Annotated in this window: 15 protein-coding genes; 7 read left to right on the plus strand and 8 right to left on the minus strand. The window is 72.5% G+C overall.

Annotated features, from left to right (window positions below; genetic code table 11):
* The first annotated feature begins 49 nt into the window (after window positions 1-49).
* From ACFYYF_RS01975 to ACFYYF_RS02000, 6 genes are all read left to right on the plus strand, one after another.
* Window positions 50-1,051, plus strand: a complete 1,002-nt coding sequence (locus ACFYYF_RS01975) for a GDP-mannose 4,6-dehydratase (protein WP_361693751.1) — start codon at window positions 50-52, stop codon at window positions 1,049-1,051.
* 35 nt (window positions 1,052-1,086) lie between these two features.
* Complete coding sequence (locus ACFYYF_RS01980; RefSeq protein ID WP_361693753.1) at window positions 1,087-1,800, plus strand: sugar phosphate nucleotidyltransferase; 714 nt, start codon at window positions 1,087-1,089, stop codon at window positions 1,798-1,800.
* Between the two features lie 7 nt (window positions 1,801-1,807).
* Window positions 1,808-2,737 carry an NAD-dependent epimerase/dehydratase family protein gene (locus ACFYYF_RS01985; protein WP_388770338.1) on the plus strand — a complete coding sequence of 310 codons (930 nt, stop codon included), beginning with the start codon at window positions 1,808-1,810 and terminating at the stop codon, window positions 2,735-2,737.
* Window positions 2,734-3,396, plus strand: coding sequence for a spherulation-specific family 4 protein (locus ACFYYF_RS01990; protein WP_388770340.1), 663 nt, complete (start codon window positions 2,734-2,736; stop codon window positions 3,394-3,396). Before ACFYYF_RS01985 ends, ACFYYF_RS01990 begins: the two co-directional genes overlap by 4 nt.
* Window positions 3,397-3,634: 238 nt before the next feature.
* Entirely contained in the window at window positions 3,635-5,497 is a 1,863-nt protein-coding gene (locus ACFYYF_RS01995; RefSeq protein WP_388770343.1) for a M1 family aminopeptidase, read from the plus strand.
* A 179-nt stretch (window positions 5,498-5,676) separates the two neighbouring features.
* Window positions 5,677-6,645, plus strand: coding sequence for an alpha/beta hydrolase (locus ACFYYF_RS02000; RefSeq protein ID WP_388770345.1), 969 nt, complete (start codon window positions 5,677-5,679; stop codon window positions 6,643-6,645).
* Window positions 6,646-6,675: 30 nt separating this feature from the next.
* Here the strand turns inward: ACFYYF_RS02000 and ACFYYF_RS02005 are convergent, their stop codons facing one another.
* From ACFYYF_RS02005 to sthA, 4 genes are all read right to left on the minus strand, one after another.
* Window positions 6,676-8,046 carry a VWA domain-containing protein gene (locus ACFYYF_RS02005; RefSeq protein WP_388770348.1) on the minus strand — a complete coding sequence of 457 codons (1,371 nt, stop codon included), beginning with the start codon at window positions 8,044-8,046 and terminating at the stop codon, window positions 6,676-6,678.
* Window positions 8,043-8,900, minus strand: a complete 858-nt coding sequence (locus ACFYYF_RS02010) for an AAA family ATPase (protein ID WP_388771517.1) — start codon at window positions 8,898-8,900, stop codon at window positions 8,043-8,045. Before ACFYYF_RS02010 ends, ACFYYF_RS02005 begins: the two co-directional genes overlap by 4 nt.
* Window positions 8,901-9,061: 161 nt before the next feature.
* Window positions 9,062-10,003: an NADP-dependent oxidoreductase gene (locus tag ACFYYF_RS02015; RefSeq protein ID WP_388770351.1), complete on the minus strand. Its 942-nt coding sequence runs from the start codon at window positions 10,001-10,003 to the stop codon at window positions 9,062-9,064.
* Window positions 10,004-10,241: 238 nt separating this feature from the next.
* Entirely contained in the window at window positions 10,242-11,645 is a 1,404-nt protein-coding gene (gene sthA, locus ACFYYF_RS02020) for a Si-specific NAD(P)(+) transhydrogenase (protein WP_388770353.1), read from the minus strand.
* Between the two features lie 375 nt (window positions 11,646-12,020).
* Between sthA and ACFYYF_RS02025 the strand changes: the two genes are divergently transcribed.
* Window positions 12,021-13,922, plus strand: coding sequence for an AMP-dependent synthetase/ligase (locus tag ACFYYF_RS02025; protein ID WP_388770356.1), 1,902 nt, complete (start codon window positions 12,021-12,023; stop codon window positions 13,920-13,922).
* Between the two features lie 15 nt (window positions 13,923-13,937).
* Here the strand turns inward: ACFYYF_RS02025 and ACFYYF_RS02030 are convergent, their stop codons facing one another.
* The 4 genes from ACFYYF_RS02030 to ACFYYF_RS02045 form a co-directional block, all read right to left on the minus strand.
* Window positions 13,938-15,779 carry a sensor histidine kinase gene (locus tag ACFYYF_RS02030; RefSeq protein WP_388770358.1) on the minus strand — a complete coding sequence of 614 codons (1,842 nt, stop codon included), beginning with the start codon at window positions 15,777-15,779 and terminating at the stop codon, window positions 13,938-13,940.
* The gene (locus tag ACFYYF_RS02035; protein WP_388770360.1) at window positions 15,776-16,474 is read right to left on the minus strand and encodes a response regulator; all 699 of its coding nucleotides are present in this window, start codon (window positions 16,472-16,474) and stop codon (window positions 15,776-15,778) included. The genes ACFYYF_RS02030 and ACFYYF_RS02035 overlap by 4 nt, the downstream gene beginning before the upstream one ends.
* Window positions 16,475-16,622: 148 nt before the next feature.
* On the minus strand, window positions 16,623-17,378 hold the full coding sequence (locus ACFYYF_RS02040) for a L,D-transpeptidase family protein (protein WP_388770363.1): 756 nt from the start codon (window positions 17,376-17,378) through the stop codon (window positions 16,623-16,625).
* A 324-nt stretch (window positions 17,379-17,702) separates the two neighbouring features.
* Complete coding sequence (locus ACFYYF_RS02045) at window positions 17,703-18,344, minus strand: DUF6629 family protein (RefSeq protein WP_388770365.1); 642 nt, start codon at window positions 18,342-18,344, stop codon at window positions 17,703-17,705.
* Window positions 18,345-18,418: the final 74 nt, after the last annotated feature.

The following is an 18,418-nucleotide window of genomic DNA, read 5'->3' on the forward strand; positions in this document are numbered from 1 at the left end:
TCGTCCGCATCAACCGTCACACGAACAACCAACCGGAAGGAACAACGAGTTGACCACCCAACCGCTCGCCGCCGTCACCGGGGCCGAGGGTTTCATCGGCTCCCACCTCACCGAGGCGCTGGTCGCCTCCGGACACCGGGTGAGGGCCATGGCGCAGTACAACTCCTTCTCCTCGTACGGCTGGCTGGAGACCCTGCACCCCGATGTCCTGGACCAGGTGGACATCGTGCTGGGCGATGTCCGGGATCCGGGTTCGGTGCGCGGCCTGGCCGAAGGCGCCGACTGCGTCTACCACTTGGCCGCCCTCATCGCGATCCCGTACTCCTACCAGGCACCGCACAGCTATGTGGACACCAACGTCACCGGCACCCTCAACGTGCTGGAGGCGGTGCGCGCGCTCGGCACACCGCGGCTCGTGCACACCTCCACGAGCGAGACGTACGGCACCGCGCGGACCGTGCCGATCACCGAGGACCACCCCATCAACACCCAGTCCCCGTACGCCGCTTCGAAGGCGGGCGCGGACCGGCTGGCCGACAGCTACCACGCCAGTTTCGGCACGCCGGTGGTGACACTGCGGCCGTTCAACACCTTCGGCCCGCGCCAGTCGATGCGCGCGGTCATCCCCACCGTCATCGGTCAGGTGGCCGCCGGCGAACGCACCATCACGCTCGGCGATCTGCGGCCCACCCGCGACTTCACCTTCGTGAAGGACACCGCGCAGGCGTTCCTTTCGGTGGGCACGGCCCCCGCGGACCGGGTCGTGGGCAGGACCTTCAACGCCGGTACGGGCGGGGAGATCTCGGTGGGCGACCTGGTGGCGCTGATCGGCAAGGTGATGGACACCGCCCTCGACGTGCGCGAGGACTCCGGCCGCATCAGGCCGGCCAACTCCGAGGTGATGCGGCTGGTCGCCGACGCGACCCGGCTGACCGGGGCGACCGGCTGGAGCCCCGCCCACGACCTGGAGCAAGGGCTCGCGCGGACCGTCGAGTTCTTCCGCGAGCCGGCGAACCTGGCCCGCTACAAGACCGGCATCTACAACATCTGACCCCGTTCGGCACGTCCCACGAAGGAAAGCACCCCATGCACGCAGTGATTCTGGCGGGAGGCAAGGGCGTTCGGCTGCGGCCCTACACCACCGCCCTGCCCAAACCTCTCGTCCCCATCGGCGACCAGCACGCCATCCTGGAGATCGTGCTCCGCCAGCTCGCCTCGTCCGGCTTCTCCAGCTGCACCATCGCCGTGGGCCACCTGGGCGAGATCATCCGCGCCTACGTCGGCGACGGCTCGCAGTGGGGCCTGGCCATCGACTACTCCACCGAGGAGAGCCCGCTCGGCACCATGGGCCCGCTGCTCACCATGCGCGACCGGCTGCCCGAGTCGTTCCTGGTGATGAACGGCGACGTGCTCACCGATCTCGACTTCGGCGACCTCCTGCTGCGGCACCGCGGTTCGGGCGCGCCGCTGACCATCGCGACGTACGCGCGCAAGGTGCGCATCGACTTCGGCGTGCTGACCACCGACGACCGCAAGGTGGTCGCCTTCACCGAGAAGCCGAGCATGGACTACCGCGTCTCCATGGGCGTGTACGGCCTGTCGCGCTCCACGCTCGAGGGCTACACCCCGGGGCTGCCGCTGGGCTTCGACGAGCTCGTCCTCGACCTGCTGCGCAGCGGCAGCGAGCCGCACGCCTACGCGTTCGACGGGTACTGGCTCGACATCGGCCGCCCGGACGACTACGACCGGGCCAACGCCGAGTTCACCACCCGCAAGTCGCTGTTGCTCAAGGGAGCCTGACCACCGCATGCGCATTCTCGTCCTGGGCTTCACCGGCTATCTGGGCGGCCATGTCGCCGAGCACCTGCGCACCCTTCCGGGTGTGCGGGTGCTGGGCGGCGGGCGCTCGCCCGCCGCGGAGTTCGGCATCGACCTGGCCACCGACCGCCGGGAACGGCTGGTCCCGGCCCTGGCCGCGGCCGCGCCCGACGCCGTCGTCAACTGCGCCGGCGCGACCGGCGGCGACGCCGTGACCCTCTCCGAGGTCAATTCCCGTGGCCCCGCGGCCCTTTGCGCCGCACTGCGCGAGGCGGCGCCGACCGCCCGGCTGGTCCATCTGGGTTCGGCCGCCGAGTACGGTCCCGGCGTACGGGACACCGCCGTGGCCGAGTCCGCGGCCACCTGCCCCCTCACCCCGTACGGGGCGACCAAGCTCGCGGGCACGGTCACCGTCACCACCTCCGGCCTCGACGCGGTGGTGCTGCGGGTCGGCAATCCGGTGGGCCCGGGGGCGCCGTCCACGGGGCTGCCGGGCCGGATCGCGGGGCTGCTCCGCGAGGCCGGACCCGACCCGGACGCGGTCGTGCGGCTGGGCGACCTCTCCGCGTACCGCGACTTCGTGGACGTACGCGATGTGGCACGGGCGGCCGCCGCCGCGGCGACGGCCCCCACGACACTGCCGCGGGTCCTCAACATCGGCGGCGGCAAGGCGGTCCCGGTGCGCGACCTGGTCGGCGGGCTGGCGCGCGTCGCCGGGTTCCGGGGGCGCATCGAGGAGAACGGCGGCGGTTCCGCCCGCTCGGGCGAGGTGTCGTGGCAGTGTTCCGACATCACCGCGGCGGGCGACGCGCTCGGCTGGCGGCCGACGCTGACGCTCGACGACTCGCTGGCCGCGCTCTGGACGGCCACGAGCGGGCCCGGTCCCCTCCCGCGGGCCGAAGGCGACCGCACTGCATGAGCCTGCTGATTCCGCTGTACGTCCACCCGGCACAGGACCCGGGCGCCTGGCACCGGCTGATCGCGGCGGCCGACCGGACGTACGGGGTCGTCATCAACCCGGCCGACGGGCCCGGCCGGGGCCCGGATCCCGCGTTCGCCGCGGCGGCGGACGCGCTGAGTTCGGCCGGTGCCCGGCTGCTCGGCTATGTCGACACCGACTACGGCGCGCGCGATCCGGATCTCGTCGCGGACGAGGTCCTGCGGCACCGGGACTGGTACGGGACGCAGGGGTGCTTCCTGGACCGGGTGGCGCCCACCGCGGAGGCGCTGCCCGACTGCCGGAGGCTGGTGCGGGAGCTGCGCCGGACCGGCTCGGCCCCGGTCGTGCTGAACATGGGGGTCCATCCGGCGCCGGGGTACGCCCGCTGCGCCGATCTGCTCGTCACGTTCGAGGGCCACTGGTCCACCTACGTGTCGGCGTTCAGCAGACCGGCGTGGACCCTGCGGCACCCGCCGGAGCTGTTCTGTCATCTGGTCTACGGCGTCCCCGAGGTGCTGGTCCCGCTGGCCGTCCGCACCGCGCGCGATCGCGGTGCGGCGGTGGCCGGACCGGTGACCGGTGAACTCCCCAACCCCTGGTCGCGGTTGACACCCGCCCTGTGCCGGCCGGGTTCCTGACGGGCCCGCGTTCCCGGCGGCCCGCGCCCTCTCCTTTGCCGCGCATTGATGGCATGTCTAGGTCAAATCTGCGAGGCTTTCCGGTGCCGTCGCCCTGACCCCAGGGTGACGGTACGGAAATCTCACCAGGCGACCGCGCGCACCCGTGCGCGGATCGCGGCCACCCCGCGACGCACCCCAGTCGTCCCGGGCGGCCACCGAGCAGGCCGGAATCCCGGCCGCCTCAAAGGAGTTTCGTGTGAGACCGACCCCCCTCAAGGCCCTGGCGGCGCGCGTCATCACCGTCGCCGCCCTGGCCGCCGTCTCGCTCCCCGGCACCCCCGCCGTCGCCGAGACGAGCACCGCACCGGCCGCCGCGGCGGCCTGCACGCCCGCCCAGGTCGTGACCAACGGCGGCTTCGAGAGCGGTACTTCACCCTGGACCCAGTCCTCGACCTCCGTGATCACCAGCCGCACCGGCCAGAGTGCCCACGGCGGCACCACCTTCGCCTGGCTGGACGGCGTGGGCAGCACCCACACGGACACGCTCTCGCAGAGCGTCACGATCCCGTCCGGGTGCAGCAGCGCCAGTCTCACGTTCTGGCTGCACATCGACACGACCGAGACGACGTCGTCGACGGCCTACGACAAGCTGACGGCGAAGATCGGCAGTACGACCCTGGCGACGTACTCGAACCTCAACAAGGCCTCGGGATACGCCCAGAAGACCTTCGACGTCTCGGCCTTCGCGGGCCAGACCGTCACCCTCGCCTTCACCGGCACGGAGGACTCCAGCCTCCAGACGAGCTTCGTCCTCGACGACATCGCCCTCAACACCTCGGGCGACACGACCCCGCCGGCCGACTCCACCCGTACACCCGCCGCCCCTGGGTACACGGTCAGCCTGACCAGCAACTCGACCGGCAAGGGCTGGACCGGTCACGAGAGCGTGACCTTCACCAACGCCTCCTCCACCGCGCTCAGCGAGGTGTACCTGAGGCTGTGGGACAACTACCACGGCACCTGCTCCGCGATGCCCATCGTCGTCAGCAACGTCACCGGCGGCACGGCCGGTTCCCTCTCGGTGAGCTGCACGGCGCTCCAGATCAGCCTGGCCTCACCGCTGGCGCAGGGCCAGAGCGCGACGATCGGCTTCGACCTGGCCATCACCGTGCCGAGCGGCGCCGACCGCTTCGGCTACGACGGCGCTTTCGTCAACATCGGCAACGCGCTGCCCGTGCTCGCGGTCAAGGACGGCGCCGGCTGGCATCTGGACCCGTACACGAACAACGGCGAGTCCTTCTACTCCCTGGCCGCCGACTTCAAGGTGACCCTCGACCACCCGACGAGCCTCCTGGTCCCGGCCACCGGCACCTCCGTCGACACCGCGGGTTCGAGCGGCCGTACGGTCACCACGGCCACGGCCTCCAAGGTCCGTGACTTCGCCTGGGCCGCCGGGCCGTTCACCAAGATCTCCGGCACCTCCACCGCCGGCACCGCGATCAACATCTACTCCGTCTCGGGCATCAGCTCCTCCGACGCGCAGTCGATGCTCTCCACCGCCAAGTCCGCGGTGGACGCCCACGCCGCCCGCTTCGGCGCGTACCCGTACGGCGAACTGGACGCGGTGATCGACAACAACTACTGGTTCGGCGGCATGGAGTACCCCGGCTTCGTCCTCGACCTGGTCAGCACCACGGCGCTCACCCACGAGATCGCCCACCAGTGGTTCTACGGGATCGTCGGCGACGACGAGTACACCAGCCCGTGGCTCGACGAGTCGTTCACGGACTACGCCACCGACCTGGCGCAGGGCAAGACCGGCACGAGCTGCTGGAGCAGCGTCTCCTGGGCGTCGAGCGCGGAGAACATCACCAACTCGATGGCCTACTGGGACGCGCACTCGTCCCGCTACTCCACCGTCGTGTACGGCTACGGCAAGTGCGCCCTGCACGACCTGCGGCGCGTGCTCGGCGACACCGCCATGGCCAACCTGCTGAAGAGCTACGCCAGTTCGCACTGGTACGGCGTCTCGACCACGGCCGAGTTCAAGGCGGCCGCCCAGGCCGCGACGACCACGGACCTGACGTCGTTCTGGACGACCCACCGCATCCTGGGCTGACGGGTCCTGCCCGGCCCGCCGCTCTCCGGTCCCTCGCGGTGACGCCTTCGGGCGTCACCGCGAGGCGCATGGCGGGCCGGGTCGGGGGCAGGTTTCCGCCGTACGGCGGCTCCCGGTCCGGGAGCACGGCACCCGATCATGGGATCCGGGAGCCGCCGGGCTCGGCGCGAGGAGACGTCATGCTGTTGGTACCGCCACCGTTCGACCCCGAGCTGGACGCCGCCCTCGCGGCGGTCGGACCGTCCGAGCCCTCCGGGCCGAGCCTCGCGGACATCGCCGCCCTGCGCGAGCTGCGGCCCGCCGCACCCGCGTACGACCTCACCGGCGGCGGCGCCTTCACCACCACGGAGCTGACGGTACCGGGGCCGCGGGACGCCCCCGACGTCTCACTGTTCGTCATCCGGCCCCTGGCTCCGCCCCGGCACGGACCGCGCCCGGTGATCTACCACTCCCACGGCGGCGGAATGGTCCTCGGCGACAACCGGGCCGGGGTGGAGGTCGTCCTGGAGTGGGCGAAGGAGCTGGACGCGGTCGTGGTGTCCGTGGAGTACCGGCTGGCACCCGAACACCCGTATCCGGCCGGGGTGGAGGACGTCTACGCCGGTCTGCTGTGGACGGCCCGGCACGCCGGGGAACTCGGCGGTGATCCGGAGCGGATCGTCGTCGCGGGCGCCAGCGCGGGCGGTGGCCTCACCGCGGCGCTCACCCTGCTCGCCCGGGACCGGGAAGGACCGCGGCCGCTCGGGCAGGTCCTGATGTATCCGATGCTCGACGACCGCAACGACACGCCGTCCGCACACCAGATGGCGGGCGTCGGCGCCTGGGACCGTACGGCCAACGAGACCGCGTGGACGGCAGTCCTCGGCGCGGCGCGCGGCGGACCGGACGTGCCCGCCTACGCCGCCCCGGCGCGTGCCGCGGACCTGTCCGGGCTGCCTCCGGCCTTCCTCGACGTCGGCTCCGCGGAGACCTTCCGGGACGAGGTCGTCGACTACGCGTCGCGGATCTGGCAGGCGGGCGGAGTGGCCGAGCTGCACGTGTGGCCCGGCGGCTTCCACGGCTTCGACGCCTTCGCCCCGCACACCGTGCTCGCCCGGGCCGCCCGCGCCGCCCGGATGGCCTGGCTGCGCAGGCTCCTGGCGCGCTGACGGCCGAAGACCCGCGCGCCCGCGGGCGGTTCAGACGGGCAGCAGGCGGCCGATCAGCGCGCTGAGCTGCTGGGCGTTGCGGCACTCGTGCATCTCCACGAGGTCGGCGTAGGCGAGGGCGGCCGAGTCGCCCGTCCCCCACTGCGAGCGCGCCTCGGGGTTCAGCCAGTACAGCCGGCGGGCCTGCCGGGTGAGCTGCCGCACGGCGGGCAGGTTGGGGTCGCTGTTGTTCGTGCGGGCGTCACCGAGGACGAAGACGGTCGTCCGGGAGCCGACCGCGCCGGTGTACCGCTCGGCGAACTCGCCGAGGGCGACACCGTAGTCGCTGCTGCCGTGCCAGCCCGTGATCGCCGCCTCCCCGCGGATCCGGGCGCTCAGCCCCTCGGGGTCGGCGGCGCCCGGCCCGATCAGACCGGTCACCTCGTCGACCCGGTTGACGAAGGCGAACACCCGCACCTTGCTGAACTGGTCGTGCAGCGCCTGGACGAGCAGCATCGTGAAGTCCGAGAAGCCCGACACCGACCCCGACACGTCGCACAGCAGCACCAGTTCGGGCCGCACGGGGCGGCGCCTGCGCAGCACGGGGCGCATCGGCACCCCGCCCGTGGACAGTGATCCACGCAGGGTGCGCCGCAGGTCGATGGTGCCGCGGTGCGCGCGGCGGCGGCGCGCGGCGAGACGCGTGGCCAGTTTGCGGGCCAACGGCTGCACGGCCTTGCGCAGTTCGGCGAGCCGGTCCCGGCCGGCGAACAGGAAGTCGACGCGGTCGGCGGTGGGGGCCACCGCGCGCCGGGCGATCTCGTCCCGGTCGCGCCGCTCGGCGATCCGGCGGCGCGCCTCCGTCGCGACCTGCCGGCGGAACACCTCGATGCGCCGGCGTATCTCGTCCTCGAGCAGCCGGTCGGTGAACCCCGCCCCGCCGCCCCGCGCCCGGACGGTGTCGCGCACACGGGCCAGCAGCGTCTGCGGTCGCAGCCGGTCGAGGGTCTGGTACGACGACCAGCCGTCCGTCGCCGTCGTACCGCCGTAGCCGCCGAAACCGTCGACGGCCTCGATCGCCAATCGGCCCATGAGGGCCTGGTCGTCGGCGGCCAGGGCGTCGGCCAGGCGCGCGCGCAGGTCGTCCCGGTCCGCGGGCGCCGAGCCGTCCGGCCCGCCCACGCCCCGCGGGAAGTACACGTCGAAGACGGGGTCGAACACCCGGCGCTGTCCCGGGTTGTGGAGGAGGGTGGCCGCCAGCCCCTCGCGCAGCCGGTCACGGTCCGCGAAGCCCAGCGCCGCCACGGCCCTGGCCGCGTCCACGGTCTCACCGGTGCCGATCCGCACGCCGTGCGAGCGCAGTGCGCCGACGAGTCCGGTCAGCCGGTCCGCGACACCGTCCACCGGCGCGGCGGCGCTCACACGGCGCCCAGGTCGAGCTTGGCCGTCGCCTTCAGTACGTCGTCCTGGTGCTTGAGGATCACGCCGAGGCTGTCGCGTACGACGTTCTCGTCGAGCGTCGTGGCGCCCAGCGCGAGCAGGGTGCGGGCCCAGTCGATGGTCTCGGCGACGGAGGGGACCTTCCGCAGGTCCATCTCCCGCAGCGCCCCGACGACCCGTACGACGGACTCGGTGAGCGCCTGGTCGAGTCCGGGCACCTTCAGCGTCACGATCCGGCGCTCCAGCTCCTCGTCGGGGAAGCCGATGTGGAGGAAGAGGCAACGGCGGCGCAGGGCCTCGGACAGTTCGCGGCTCGCGTTCGAGGTGAGCACCACGAAGGGGCGGCTGGTGGCCGTGATCGTGCCCAGTTCGGGGACGGTGACCTGGAAGTCGCTGAGCACTTCGAGCAGCAGGCCCTCGACCTCGATGTCGGCCTTGTCGGTCTCGTCGATGAGCAGGACCTTGGGGTCGTCGCCGCGGATGGCGGTCAGCAGCGGGCGCGGGAGCAGGAACTCCTCGGAGAAGATGTCCGTGCGCGTCTCGTCCCACGTCTCGTCCCGGCCCGCGGTGATGCGCAGCAGCTGCTTGGCGTGGTTCCACTCGTACAGCGCCCGTGACTCGTCGACGCCCTCGTAGCACTGGAGGCGGACGAGCCGGGCCCCGGCGACCTGGGCGACGGCCTTCGCGAGTTCGGTCTTGCCGACGCCCGCGGGGCCCTCCACCAGGAGGGGTTTGCCGAGCCGGTCGGCCAGGAAGACCGTGGTGGCGACGGCGGGCGACGCCAGATAGCCCGTGTCGGCGAGGCGTGCGGAGACGTCGTCGACGGATGTGAACAGCAACGGGGCCTCCAGCACGCGCGAACGAGGTCGGACGCACTATCTAAGCGCTTGTTCACCCTCGCTGTCACGTGTGACGGCCCCCACGGACCGAACGGCACGGCGATGCGGCGCCCGGCCCTGCGACGTCATCGGGACGGGGCCCGGGGCCCCGGGCCCCGCTAGGACACCCGCAGGACGATCTTGCCCCGCCGGTGCTCGCGTTCGAGGGCCGCGTAGGCCCCCGGGGCGCTCTCCAGGGGCAGGATCCGGTCGACCTGCGGGATCAGCCGGCCCGCCTCGACGAGTGCCGTCAGCTCCTCGAGACCGGCGCGGTCCGGCTCGACCACGAAGAACACCGCGCGGGCGTCCGTCCCCGCCGGCGGCGTGGGCGGCTCGGCGACGCTGACCAGGATTCCGCCCGGACGCAGCACCGCCCAGGACCGGTCCTGGGTGTCGCCGCCGACGGTGTCGAAGACGACGTCCGCGTCCTTCACCTCGTCCTCGAAGCGCTGTCCGGCGTAGTCGATCACTTCGTCCGCGCCCAGGCCCCGTACGAAGTCCGCGTCCCCGGCCGAGGCGGTGGCCGTCACCTCGGCCCCCAGCGCGGCCGCGACCTGCACCGCGAGCGAGCCCACGCCGCCGGCGCCGCCGTGCACCAGCACGCGCGCTCCGGCCGTGACGCCCGCGTGGTCGACCAGACCCTGCCACGCGGTGAGGCCCGCGAGCGGCAGCGCGGCCGTCCGCTCGTGGTCGAGCGACCCCGGCTTCGCGGCGAGCACCGCCGCGGGAACGGTCACGTACTCGGCCGCGGCTCCGTCCCGGGTGAAGGGGATCAGGCCGTAGACGGCCTTGCCCGGCCGCAGGTCCGTGACCCCGTGGCCGAGCTCGGCCACGATCCCGGAGACCTCCTTGGACGGCACGACCGGCAGGCGCGGGTCGCCGTCGGCGAAGTCGTCGGTCCAGGTCGCGTCCCAGCTCAGCTCGCCCGGCGTGACGGAGGCCGCCCGCACCTCGACGAGCACGTCGCCGTGACCGGGGACCGGCCTCGGCGCGTCCTCGTAGATCAGTTCCTCGGGACCGCCCCGCCGATGACCGCGTACCGCGCGCATCGTGGCGTTCATCCGGCTCCTCCTCGTCGGGACGGCACAGGGCCGCCGTCGAGTCGGTCCCGCCGGTTCCCCGGGGCTCCGGCACGGACCGGCCGCTCTTCACGATAGTTCCGGGACCGGTGGCTTTCCTGCCGGACGGCAAAGAGGTCTGACCCGTCACCACGGGGGGAGCGACGGGCCAGACCCTGGGTCCACGGTGCCATGCCGGGACCGTGTCGCGCAGTACCTTCGCGAAGTCCCGTACGGTGGTTCAGTCCCTGAGGCGGTCGATCTGGCGGATCTTGTTGGTCGCGTCCAGTGCGGCGACCTTGTAGGACTCGGCGAGGGTCGGGTAGTTGAAGACGGCGTCGACCAGATAGTCGACCGTTCCGCCGCAGCCCATGACCGACTGGCCGATGTGGATGAGCTCCGTCGCGCCCGTGCCGAAGCAGTGGACGCCGAGGAGCTTGCGGTCCTCGGGCGAGACGAGGAGCTTCAGCATGCCGTGCGAGTCCCCGATGATCTGCCCCCGGGCCAGCTCGCGGTAGCGGGATATGCCCACCTCGAACGGCACGCAGTCCTCGGTGAGCTGGTCCTCGGTCCGGCCGATGAAGCTGATCTCCGGGATGGTGTAGATGCCGATCGGCTGGAGGTCGTGCATCCGGTTCACCGGCTCACCGCAGGCGTGGTACGCCGCCGTACGGCCCTGTTCCATCGACGTGGCCGCCAGCGCGGGGAAGCCGATGACGTCACCGACGGCGTAGATGTGCGGCACCTCGGTGCGGTAGTGCTCGTCGACCTTGATCCGTCCGCGCGGATCGGCGGACAACCCCGCTTTGCCGAGGTCGAGTTCGTCGGTGAGGCCCTGCCGTCCGGCCGAGTACATGACCGCGTCGGCGGGTATCTTCTTGCCGCTCTCCAGAACCGTGAGCGTGCCCCGGGCGTGCCGCTCCACGGCGGCGACGGTCTCACCGAACCGGAAGGTGACGGCGAGGTCCCGCAGGTGGTACTTCAGCGACTCGATCACCTCGACGTCGCAGAAGTCGAGCATCCCGGGCCGCTTCTCGACCACCGTGATCTTGGAGCCGAGGGCGGCGAACATGGAGGCGTACTCCATGCCGATCACGCCGGCGCCGACGATGACCATGGAACGCGGTACCTGCTCCAGGTTCAGGACGTTGTCCGAGTCCATGATCGTCCGCCCGTCGAACTCGACGGTGCCGGGCCGCGCGGGACGCGTGCCCGTGGCGATGACGATGTGGTCGGCGCTCAGCCGCTTCTCGTTGCCGTTCGCCTCGACCAGGGCGACCGTGTGGTCGTCCACGAAGCGGCCGATGCCGGCGAACAGGGACACGTGGTTGCGCGAGAGCTGGCTGCGGATGACGTCCACCTCGCGGCTGACCACGTGCTCGGTGCGAGCGGTCAGATCGGCGACGGTGATGTCCTCCTTGAGCCGGTAGCTCTGGCCGTACAGGTCCCGTTGGCCGATGCCGCTGAGATAGAGGACCGCCTCGCGCAGCGTCTTGGAGGGAATGGTCCCGGTGTGGATGGAGACCCCGCCGACCATGTCGGGGCGGTCGATGACGGCGACCCGACGGCCGAGCTTCGCCGCTGCGATGGCGGCTTTCTGTCCACCCGGGCCGGATCCGATGACGAGCATGTCGAAGTCGCGCACCAACGGAGTCTGTCAGCCCGGGGCCGCTTCCCGGAAGGGTGAACGGTCAATCGGTCGCGCGAGTGACGGATGAAGCGCACGGGCGCTGCGCCGTCCTCGCCGGGGAGCGTCCGAGCGGGCCCGGACGCCCTGCCGACGGTGTCGCGGCGAAACGACGGGGCGTGCCGCGGGGCGAGCGCCCGGACGACGGGCGGCCGGCGACGGACGGCGGGCGGCGGGCGGCGGGCGGCGGGCGGCGGGGGGCGGGCGGCGGGCGGCGGGCGGCCGCATGCCGGATTAGGACACGGAACGCTCCCCAGTGGGCTACATTCAGTAATCCTTGGCATCGGCGCCTCCGGGGGTGAGGTCGCGTCGAGGAGAATTCCGGAGCGGCGAATGCATCAGTCCCACCTTTCCGCACCCCCGACTGTGCCCACCCAGCGGGGACTTGCCGACAGCCTCCGCGAAACGGCGCTCAACACCCCTGATCTGCCGCAGCTCGCGCGCCGCGCCGAGGGTTCGCGGGGCGAGTGGGTGCAGGTGACGGCGATCGAGCTGTGGGACGAAGTCGTCGACGTGGCACGGGGGTTCGTCCGCTCCGGCATCCGGCCGGGCGACCGTGTGGCCATCATGGCGCGCACCCGGTACGAGTGGACGGTGCTCAGCTATGCCCTGTGGTCGGTGGGCGCCGAGATCGTGCCGGTCTACCCGACGTCGTCGCACGAACAGGTCGCGTGGATCCTTCAGGACGCGCACTGCGTGGGCGTGGTCGTCGAGGACGAGCAGGGCATCATGACGGTCGGCTCGGCGTGCGCCGCGCTCCCGTTCCTGCGCCACGTCTGGCAGTTGGACGCCGGGGCGATGGCCCAGCTCGTGGAGCGCGGCCGGGCGATACCCGCGACCGCGGTCGACTCGCTGCGCCGGATCGTCCTGGCCGACTCGACCGCGGTCATCGCGTACACCTCCGGCACGACCGGACAGCCCAAGGGGTGTGCCCTGTCGCACCGCAGCCTGGCGAGCCCGTGCGACACGCTGCTCGAAGGCTGGCGGAAGACGGCGGCCCCGCCGGACACGCAGCCGGCCGTGCTCGCCTTCCTTCCCTTCTCCCACGCCTACGGGCTGATGATCCAGGGGATCTGTCTGCGCGGCGGCATCCTGATGGGTCACGAGCCGGACCTGCGGGAGGAGACCCTTTCCGAGGCCATGCTGTCGTTCCGGCCGACGTATCTGTACGCCGTCCCGTCCGTGTTCGAGCGGATCTACAAGAACTTCGTGCGGGCCTCCCAACGGGCGGGCCGCGGCGTGCTGTTCGAGCGTGCCGTGCGCACGGCCCAGGACTTCGCCCGGGCCGAGGAGCAGCAGCGGCTCGGCACGGGGCCGGGCCCCGGTTTCGATCTGCGGCTCCAGCACTCCCTCTACGAGAAGACGGTCTACAGGAGGCTGCGCGCGGCGCTCGGCGGGCGGGTCTGCGGCGCGGTGTCCGGCGGTTCCCCGCTGAACCGTGAACTCGCCCTGTTCTTCGCGGGGATCGGCATCTTCGTGCACGACGGATACGGACTCACCGAGACCAGCGGGGGGATCACCGCCCAGCCGGTCGGACGGGAGAAGTTCGGCACCGTCGGACGCCCCCTGCCGGGCACGGAGATCCAGGTGTCCGACGACGGGGAGATCCTCGTGTGGGGGCCCTCGGTGTTCCAGGGATACATCAACGACGCCGAGGCGACCGCGGCCTCGTTCCGCAACGGGTGGCTGGCGACCGGGGACATCGGCCGGGTCGACTCCGAGGGCTATCTGACCATCACCGGGCGCAAGAAGGACATCATCATCACCAGCGGGGGCAAGAGCGTGGCCCCCGCGGCGCTGGAGGAACGGCTGCGGGTCCATCCGCTGATCCATCAGGCGGCCGTCGTGGGCGACAACAGGCCCTGCGTGGGCGCTCTCATCACCCTGGACCCGGAGTTCGTGACGCACTGGCGCGCCGCCCGGGCCAAGGGGGAGACACCGGCCCGGGACGCGCGCGAGGAGAACGAGCTGCGCGAGGAGGTCAGGCGCGCGGTCGCGGCGGCCAACTCCACGGTGTCCCGCTCCGAGTCCATCCGGGTCTTCCGGGTCCTCCCGGAACCCTTCGACATGTCCAACGGGCTGCTGACGCCGTCGCTGAAGCTGCGCCGGGACGCGATCGCCCAGCGGTACGCGGCCGAGATCGAGGCGATGTACCAGACCTCGACGCGGGTACCGCGCGAGGCGATGATCGGCGATCCGTCGATCCTGGACGACTCCGACAACGTGTTCCGGTGACCGGACGCCTCCTGGTCAGCCCGGACCGGCGGCCGGGGCCGGATGACGGGTGCGGGGCAGTCGCAGGGTGAAGACCGAGCCGGTGCCGATCTCGCTGGTGACGGAGACGGTTCCGCCGTGGGCGGCGGCCAGCTGACGCACGATGGCGAGGCCCAGGCCGCTGCCTCCGGTGCGCCGGCTGCGGGACTTCTCAGCCCGCCAGAACCGGTCGAAGACGCTGGCCAGGTCCCCCGGGGCGATACCGCCGCCGGTGTCGGCCACCGCGAACACGACCTCGTCCCCCTCGTGCCGCGCGGACAGGGTGACCGTGCCTCCGGCCGGGGTGTGCCGGATCGCGTTGGACACCAGATTGCCGAGCGCCTGCCGCATCCGTACGGGGTCCGCGTCCAGCCACGGTGTGCCCGCCGCCTCGGTCACCAGCCGTGTGCCGGCGGCCTCCGCCCCGACGCGGTGCGCCGCGGCGACCTGTTCGAGCAGTTCGTCGGCGCGCAGTTCCTCGTGGTGCAGCCGCAGTGTGCCCGCGTCGGCGGCCGCGAGGTCCTGGAGGTCGTCGATGACGCGCTGCAGGACCACGGCCTCCTCGTGCAGGGAGGCGAGCAGTTCCGGGTCGGGGTCCACGAGGCCGTCGCGGGCCACCTCCAGCCAGCCCCGGATGTTGGTGAGCGGTGTGCGCAGTTCGTGCGCGATGTCGCTGACCATCGCCTTGCGCTGGGCCTCCAACCGCTCGCGGCGCTCGGTCAGTTCGTTGAAGGCGAGCGCCAGGATGCCGGTCTCGTCCCGGGTCGTGACGGGCACGCGTACGTGCCGCTCGGGCGGTTGCCGCGCGGCCTGGGTCAGCGCGCGCAGGGGACGGACGAGCCGGGTGGCGACCAGCACGGTCACGGCCACCGTGATGGCGAGGACGAGTCCGGCGACGCCGAACACCTTGGCCTTGCCCGCGGCCGACATGGCGAAGCGGGGGACGGGTCTGTCCCCCGTGCCGAGGAAGAGCTGGGCGACCGGCGCGACGTAGGGGTCGAGCTGGACCCGCCGGGCGTCGGCGACGCAGGTGTTCACCGTACGGGCCAGGGGTCCGTCCTGGTCGGCCGGTCGCTTTCCCGTCAGGTACGGGACGGGGACGGCTCCGCTCGCCGCCTCCAGCGGCAGCGCCACCGAGTGGTCGAGGTGCACGTCGTGCCGGTCCAGACAGGTCCGGGTGAGTGCCGACAGGGCGTCCAGGGCCTTCTTCTCGGTCGGGGTGGGGGTGTTGAGCAGGCCGTCGGCGCATTCGGTCGGCACGTAGCCGGAGTCGGTCGTCCCGTCCACGTCCTTCAACACCGTCCGGCCGCTGGGCATCCGCTCCGCCCGGGTCCGAACGCCGTTGCGGGCGAAGCAGAGTTGGCGCACCGTGGCGAGCTTGGCCACCCTCAGGCGCTCGTTCGTGGTCAGCCGGTACGGGCCCACGGCACGCGGGTCGACTCCGGTGAGCTGCGCTCCGGGTTCGGTGGAGGTGTCGGTGCGCAGCGGGTCGACGGTGGCGGCGGCCCGGGGCGGCAGGGAGGTCCCGCGGGCCGCGGAGTCGGCGAAGGGGGTGCGGTCGCCCGCGGTCAGGGCGATGCGCCGGCCCGTCTGCCGCGAGATCGTGCGCAGGGTCCCGGTGACACCGGACCAGTCGGCGTGGGTGGCTGCGTAGCCGCTGAGCTGCCGCAGGATGTCCATGTCCTCGGCGAGCACCTGGCCCTGCTCCTCCTGGATGGCCCGGGTGGTGGTCTGCACCGCGAGCCAGGCGGTCGCGGCGACCGAGCACAGGGCGATGAGCACGGACGTGATCAGCAGCCTGACGAGCAGGCTCTTGCGCAGCGGCACGGCACGACTCACGGCCTCTCGCCCCTGAGCTTGTACCCGACGCCGAACACGGTCACCAGACGCGCCGGTCTGCGCGGGTCCGCCTCGATCTTCTTGCGCAGGTTCATGATGTGCACGTCGATGGCCCGTTCGGTCGAGGCCCGGTCGATGCCCCGGGTGTGGTGCAGCAACTGCCGCCGGGAGAAGACCCGTCCGGGTTCGCCGGCCATCGCGAGCAGGATCTCGTACTCGCCGGGGGTGCAGTCCACCGGCGAGCCGTCGCACGAGACCGTGTGCCGCAGCGGGTCCACCACTATCCCCCCTGCCCTGACGACCGGATCGGGCTGCCGGTCGCCCGCCGCCCGCCCGCCGCGCCGGAGGACCGTGCGGATCCGGGCCATGAGCTCACGCGGGCTGTACGGCTTGGTCATGTAGTCGTCCGCGCCGAGTTCCAGGCCGAGCAGGACGTCGTCCTCGGTGGAGCGGGCGGTCAGCATCAGGACGGGGATGTCGTCGTTCTCCCGCAGCACCCGGCACACCCCGAAGCCGTCGACCACCGGGAGCATCAGGTCCAGGACGACGAGGTCGGGCCGGTGCCGCCGGACCTCGTCGAGCGCCGCCGCGCCGTCGTGGACCACGGCCGCCGTATGCCCCTCGCTCAGCAGCGAACGGCGTATCAGCTCCGCCTGCATCTCGTCGTCCTCCGCGACCAGCACGTATGCGCACACGCGGCCGATCGTAGGGGCTGCCGGCCACATCGCGGCCGGTGAGAGGGGCTTCCCACACCCTGACGCCTTCCTGACATCCGCCCGGGACACTGCGGGCGGGTCCGGCGCGGGCCGGGGGTCCGGGTGGCCGGTCCCGGACCTGGGGAAGTCAGCGTGCCAGGGAGGCGGCGTCCCCCATGACGACCGCGGGGTGCAGGGCGGGATCCAGGGCGCGCATCAGCTCCACCAGGTCCTTCTCGCGCAGGCCGACGCATCCGTGGGTGGGGCCGCCGTGGTCGACGTGGAGCCAGATGCCCCCGCCGCGGCCCGCGCCCATCGGCCGGGTCCAGTCCAGGGGTGTGGTGCCGGGCCTGCGGTTGTAGTTGATGGCGACCACGTAGTCGAAGGATCCGGCCAACGGCTCGCCGTCGAATCCGGTGCCGGGCGAGGTGAAGGCGCCGGAGCGGTCGTACGGGAGCCGGGTGCCGGGGTCGGGCCGCAGCCCGCCCGCGTCCGTGAGGGTGAAGACGCCGGTGGGGGAACGCAGGTCACCGGCTCGATGGTGGTCGGTCCAGCCCTTGAGGGCGTTGTGCGCGGGCCGGCTCGGGCCTGCCCGCCAGCCGGCCTCTGTGCGCTCGTACAGCACCACGGTCGACCGCGAGGAGTTCCTTCCGCTGCCGGTCACCACGACGGCCTGCCGGGTCCGTGACGGGATCGCGGCCAGGGTCCTGGGGCCGAGTCCCGGCAGCCGCCGCATGGCGGCCGTGCCCGGGGCGGTCGGTGCGGGCGTCCGTGTCGCGCCGGCGTGACGCTCGGGCGCGCCGCCGGCACCGGGCACGTGCTTCTCGGCCATGCCGCCGCAGCCGGCGAGCAGGAAGGAGGCGGCGACGATCGCCGCGCGAGCGCGGTGTGCGGGGTTGATCATGCCTCGACCCTGGCCGACACATATGAGGAACTCGTCAGGTCATCCACGCTTCGCCGCGTACCCGGGATGCGACGGATCACCGGTCTCTCACCCCGCCGGAGTGCGACGACGGTCCAGCGCCCGGCCCGATCACCCCGGATCCCGCGCATCGCAGTCCCGCGCCTCGCACCGGAACACACCGGAACACCGCGATCCCCGCCCATCGCGCCGGGTCGCCCCGATCCCGCGCGACGCACCGGATCACCCCGATCCCGCGCGACGCACCTGATCACCCCGACCTGGCGCACCGCACCGGATCACCCCGATCCCGTACGACGTGTCACCTCACGTCCGGCGTACCCGTTCCGGTGGGGCGACGGCCTCCCGCGAGGTGACCCAGCCCAGCAGGGTCACCGAGACGACCGCGGCGCACGCGCACCACGTGGAGACGAACTCCTGCTCCCACAGCGACCAGCAGATCACCGCCCCCGCGCCGGTCAGGAAGCCGAGCAGCACCAGTCCGCGGTCGCCGGACATCAGCAGCGCGCCGACGGTGGCGAAGAGGTAGCCCGCGATGACGAGTCCGGGCCGGGGCAGGTCGACGACGTACCCCATGGTGTGGCCGCGGATCTCGGCCCTGACGGGACGGACGGTCATGGCGTGCGCGAGGGCGGCCGCGGTCGCGGCACCGGCCGCGAGCGGCAGCAGCAGTCGGCGCCGGGCGCGGCTGGGCGCCGCGCACAGCACACCCGCCGGCACCCACACGGCCAGCAGCGGAAGGGCGATCACCGCCCAGGCCACGGTGGCGGGGCCCGTACCGCCGCCGGTGTCCCAGACCCGGGCCTCGACGATCTGGTGGGCGCCGAGCAGCAGCGGCAGCGCGGCCAGCGGGAGATCCGTCCTCCGTCGCGCCCGGATCACACAGAGCGCCCCGACCGCGGCGACCCCGGCACCGGCCGCGAGATCGGCCGTCGCACTCCAGCACATCGCGCTCCCTGAATCCGCCGTCACGGGTTTCCCACAGGCCCGCGTCCACGCTACGACGCCCCGGCCGGGCCCCC

Origin of the sequence: Streptomyces sp. NPDC001914 (assembly GCF_042891215.1) — a bacterium.
Lineage (GTDB): Bacteria > Actinomycetota > Actinomycetes > Streptomycetales > Streptomycetaceae > Streptomyces.

Bases quoted from the DNA above. Each gene is read 5' to 3' on its own strand.
- ACFYYF_RS02045 (WP_388770365.1), bottom strand. From the start codon at position 18,344: ATGTGCTGGAGTGCGACGGCCGATCTCGCGGCCGGTGCCGGGGTCGCC.
- ACFYYF_RS02000 (WP_388770345.1), top strand. From the start codon at position 5,677: ATGCTGTTGGTACCGCCACCGTTCGACCCCGAGCTGGACGCCGCCCTC.
- ACFYYF_RS01990 (WP_388770340.1), top strand. From the start codon at position 2,734: ATGAGCCTGCTGATTCCGCTGTACGTCCACCCGGCACAGGACCCGGGC.
- ACFYYF_RS02025 (WP_388770356.1), top strand. From the start codon at position 12,021: ATGCATCAGTCCCACCTTTCCGCACCCCCGACTGTGCCCACCCAGCGG.
- ACFYYF_RS01980 (WP_361693753.1), top strand. From the start codon at position 1,087: ATGCACGCAGTGATTCTGGCGGGAGGCAAGGGCGTTCGGCTGCGGCCC.
- ACFYYF_RS02015 (WP_388770351.1), bottom strand. From the start codon at position 10,003: ATGAACGCCACGATGCGCGCGGTACGCGGTCATCGGCGGGGCGGTCCC.
- ACFYYF_RS01985 (WP_388770338.1), top strand. From the start codon at position 1,808: ATGCGCATTCTCGTCCTGGGCTTCACCGGCTATCTGGGCGGCCATGTC.
- ACFYYF_RS02040 (WP_388770363.1), bottom strand. From the start codon at position 17,378: ATGATCAACCCCGCACACCGCGCTCGCGCGGCGATCGTCGCCGCCTCC.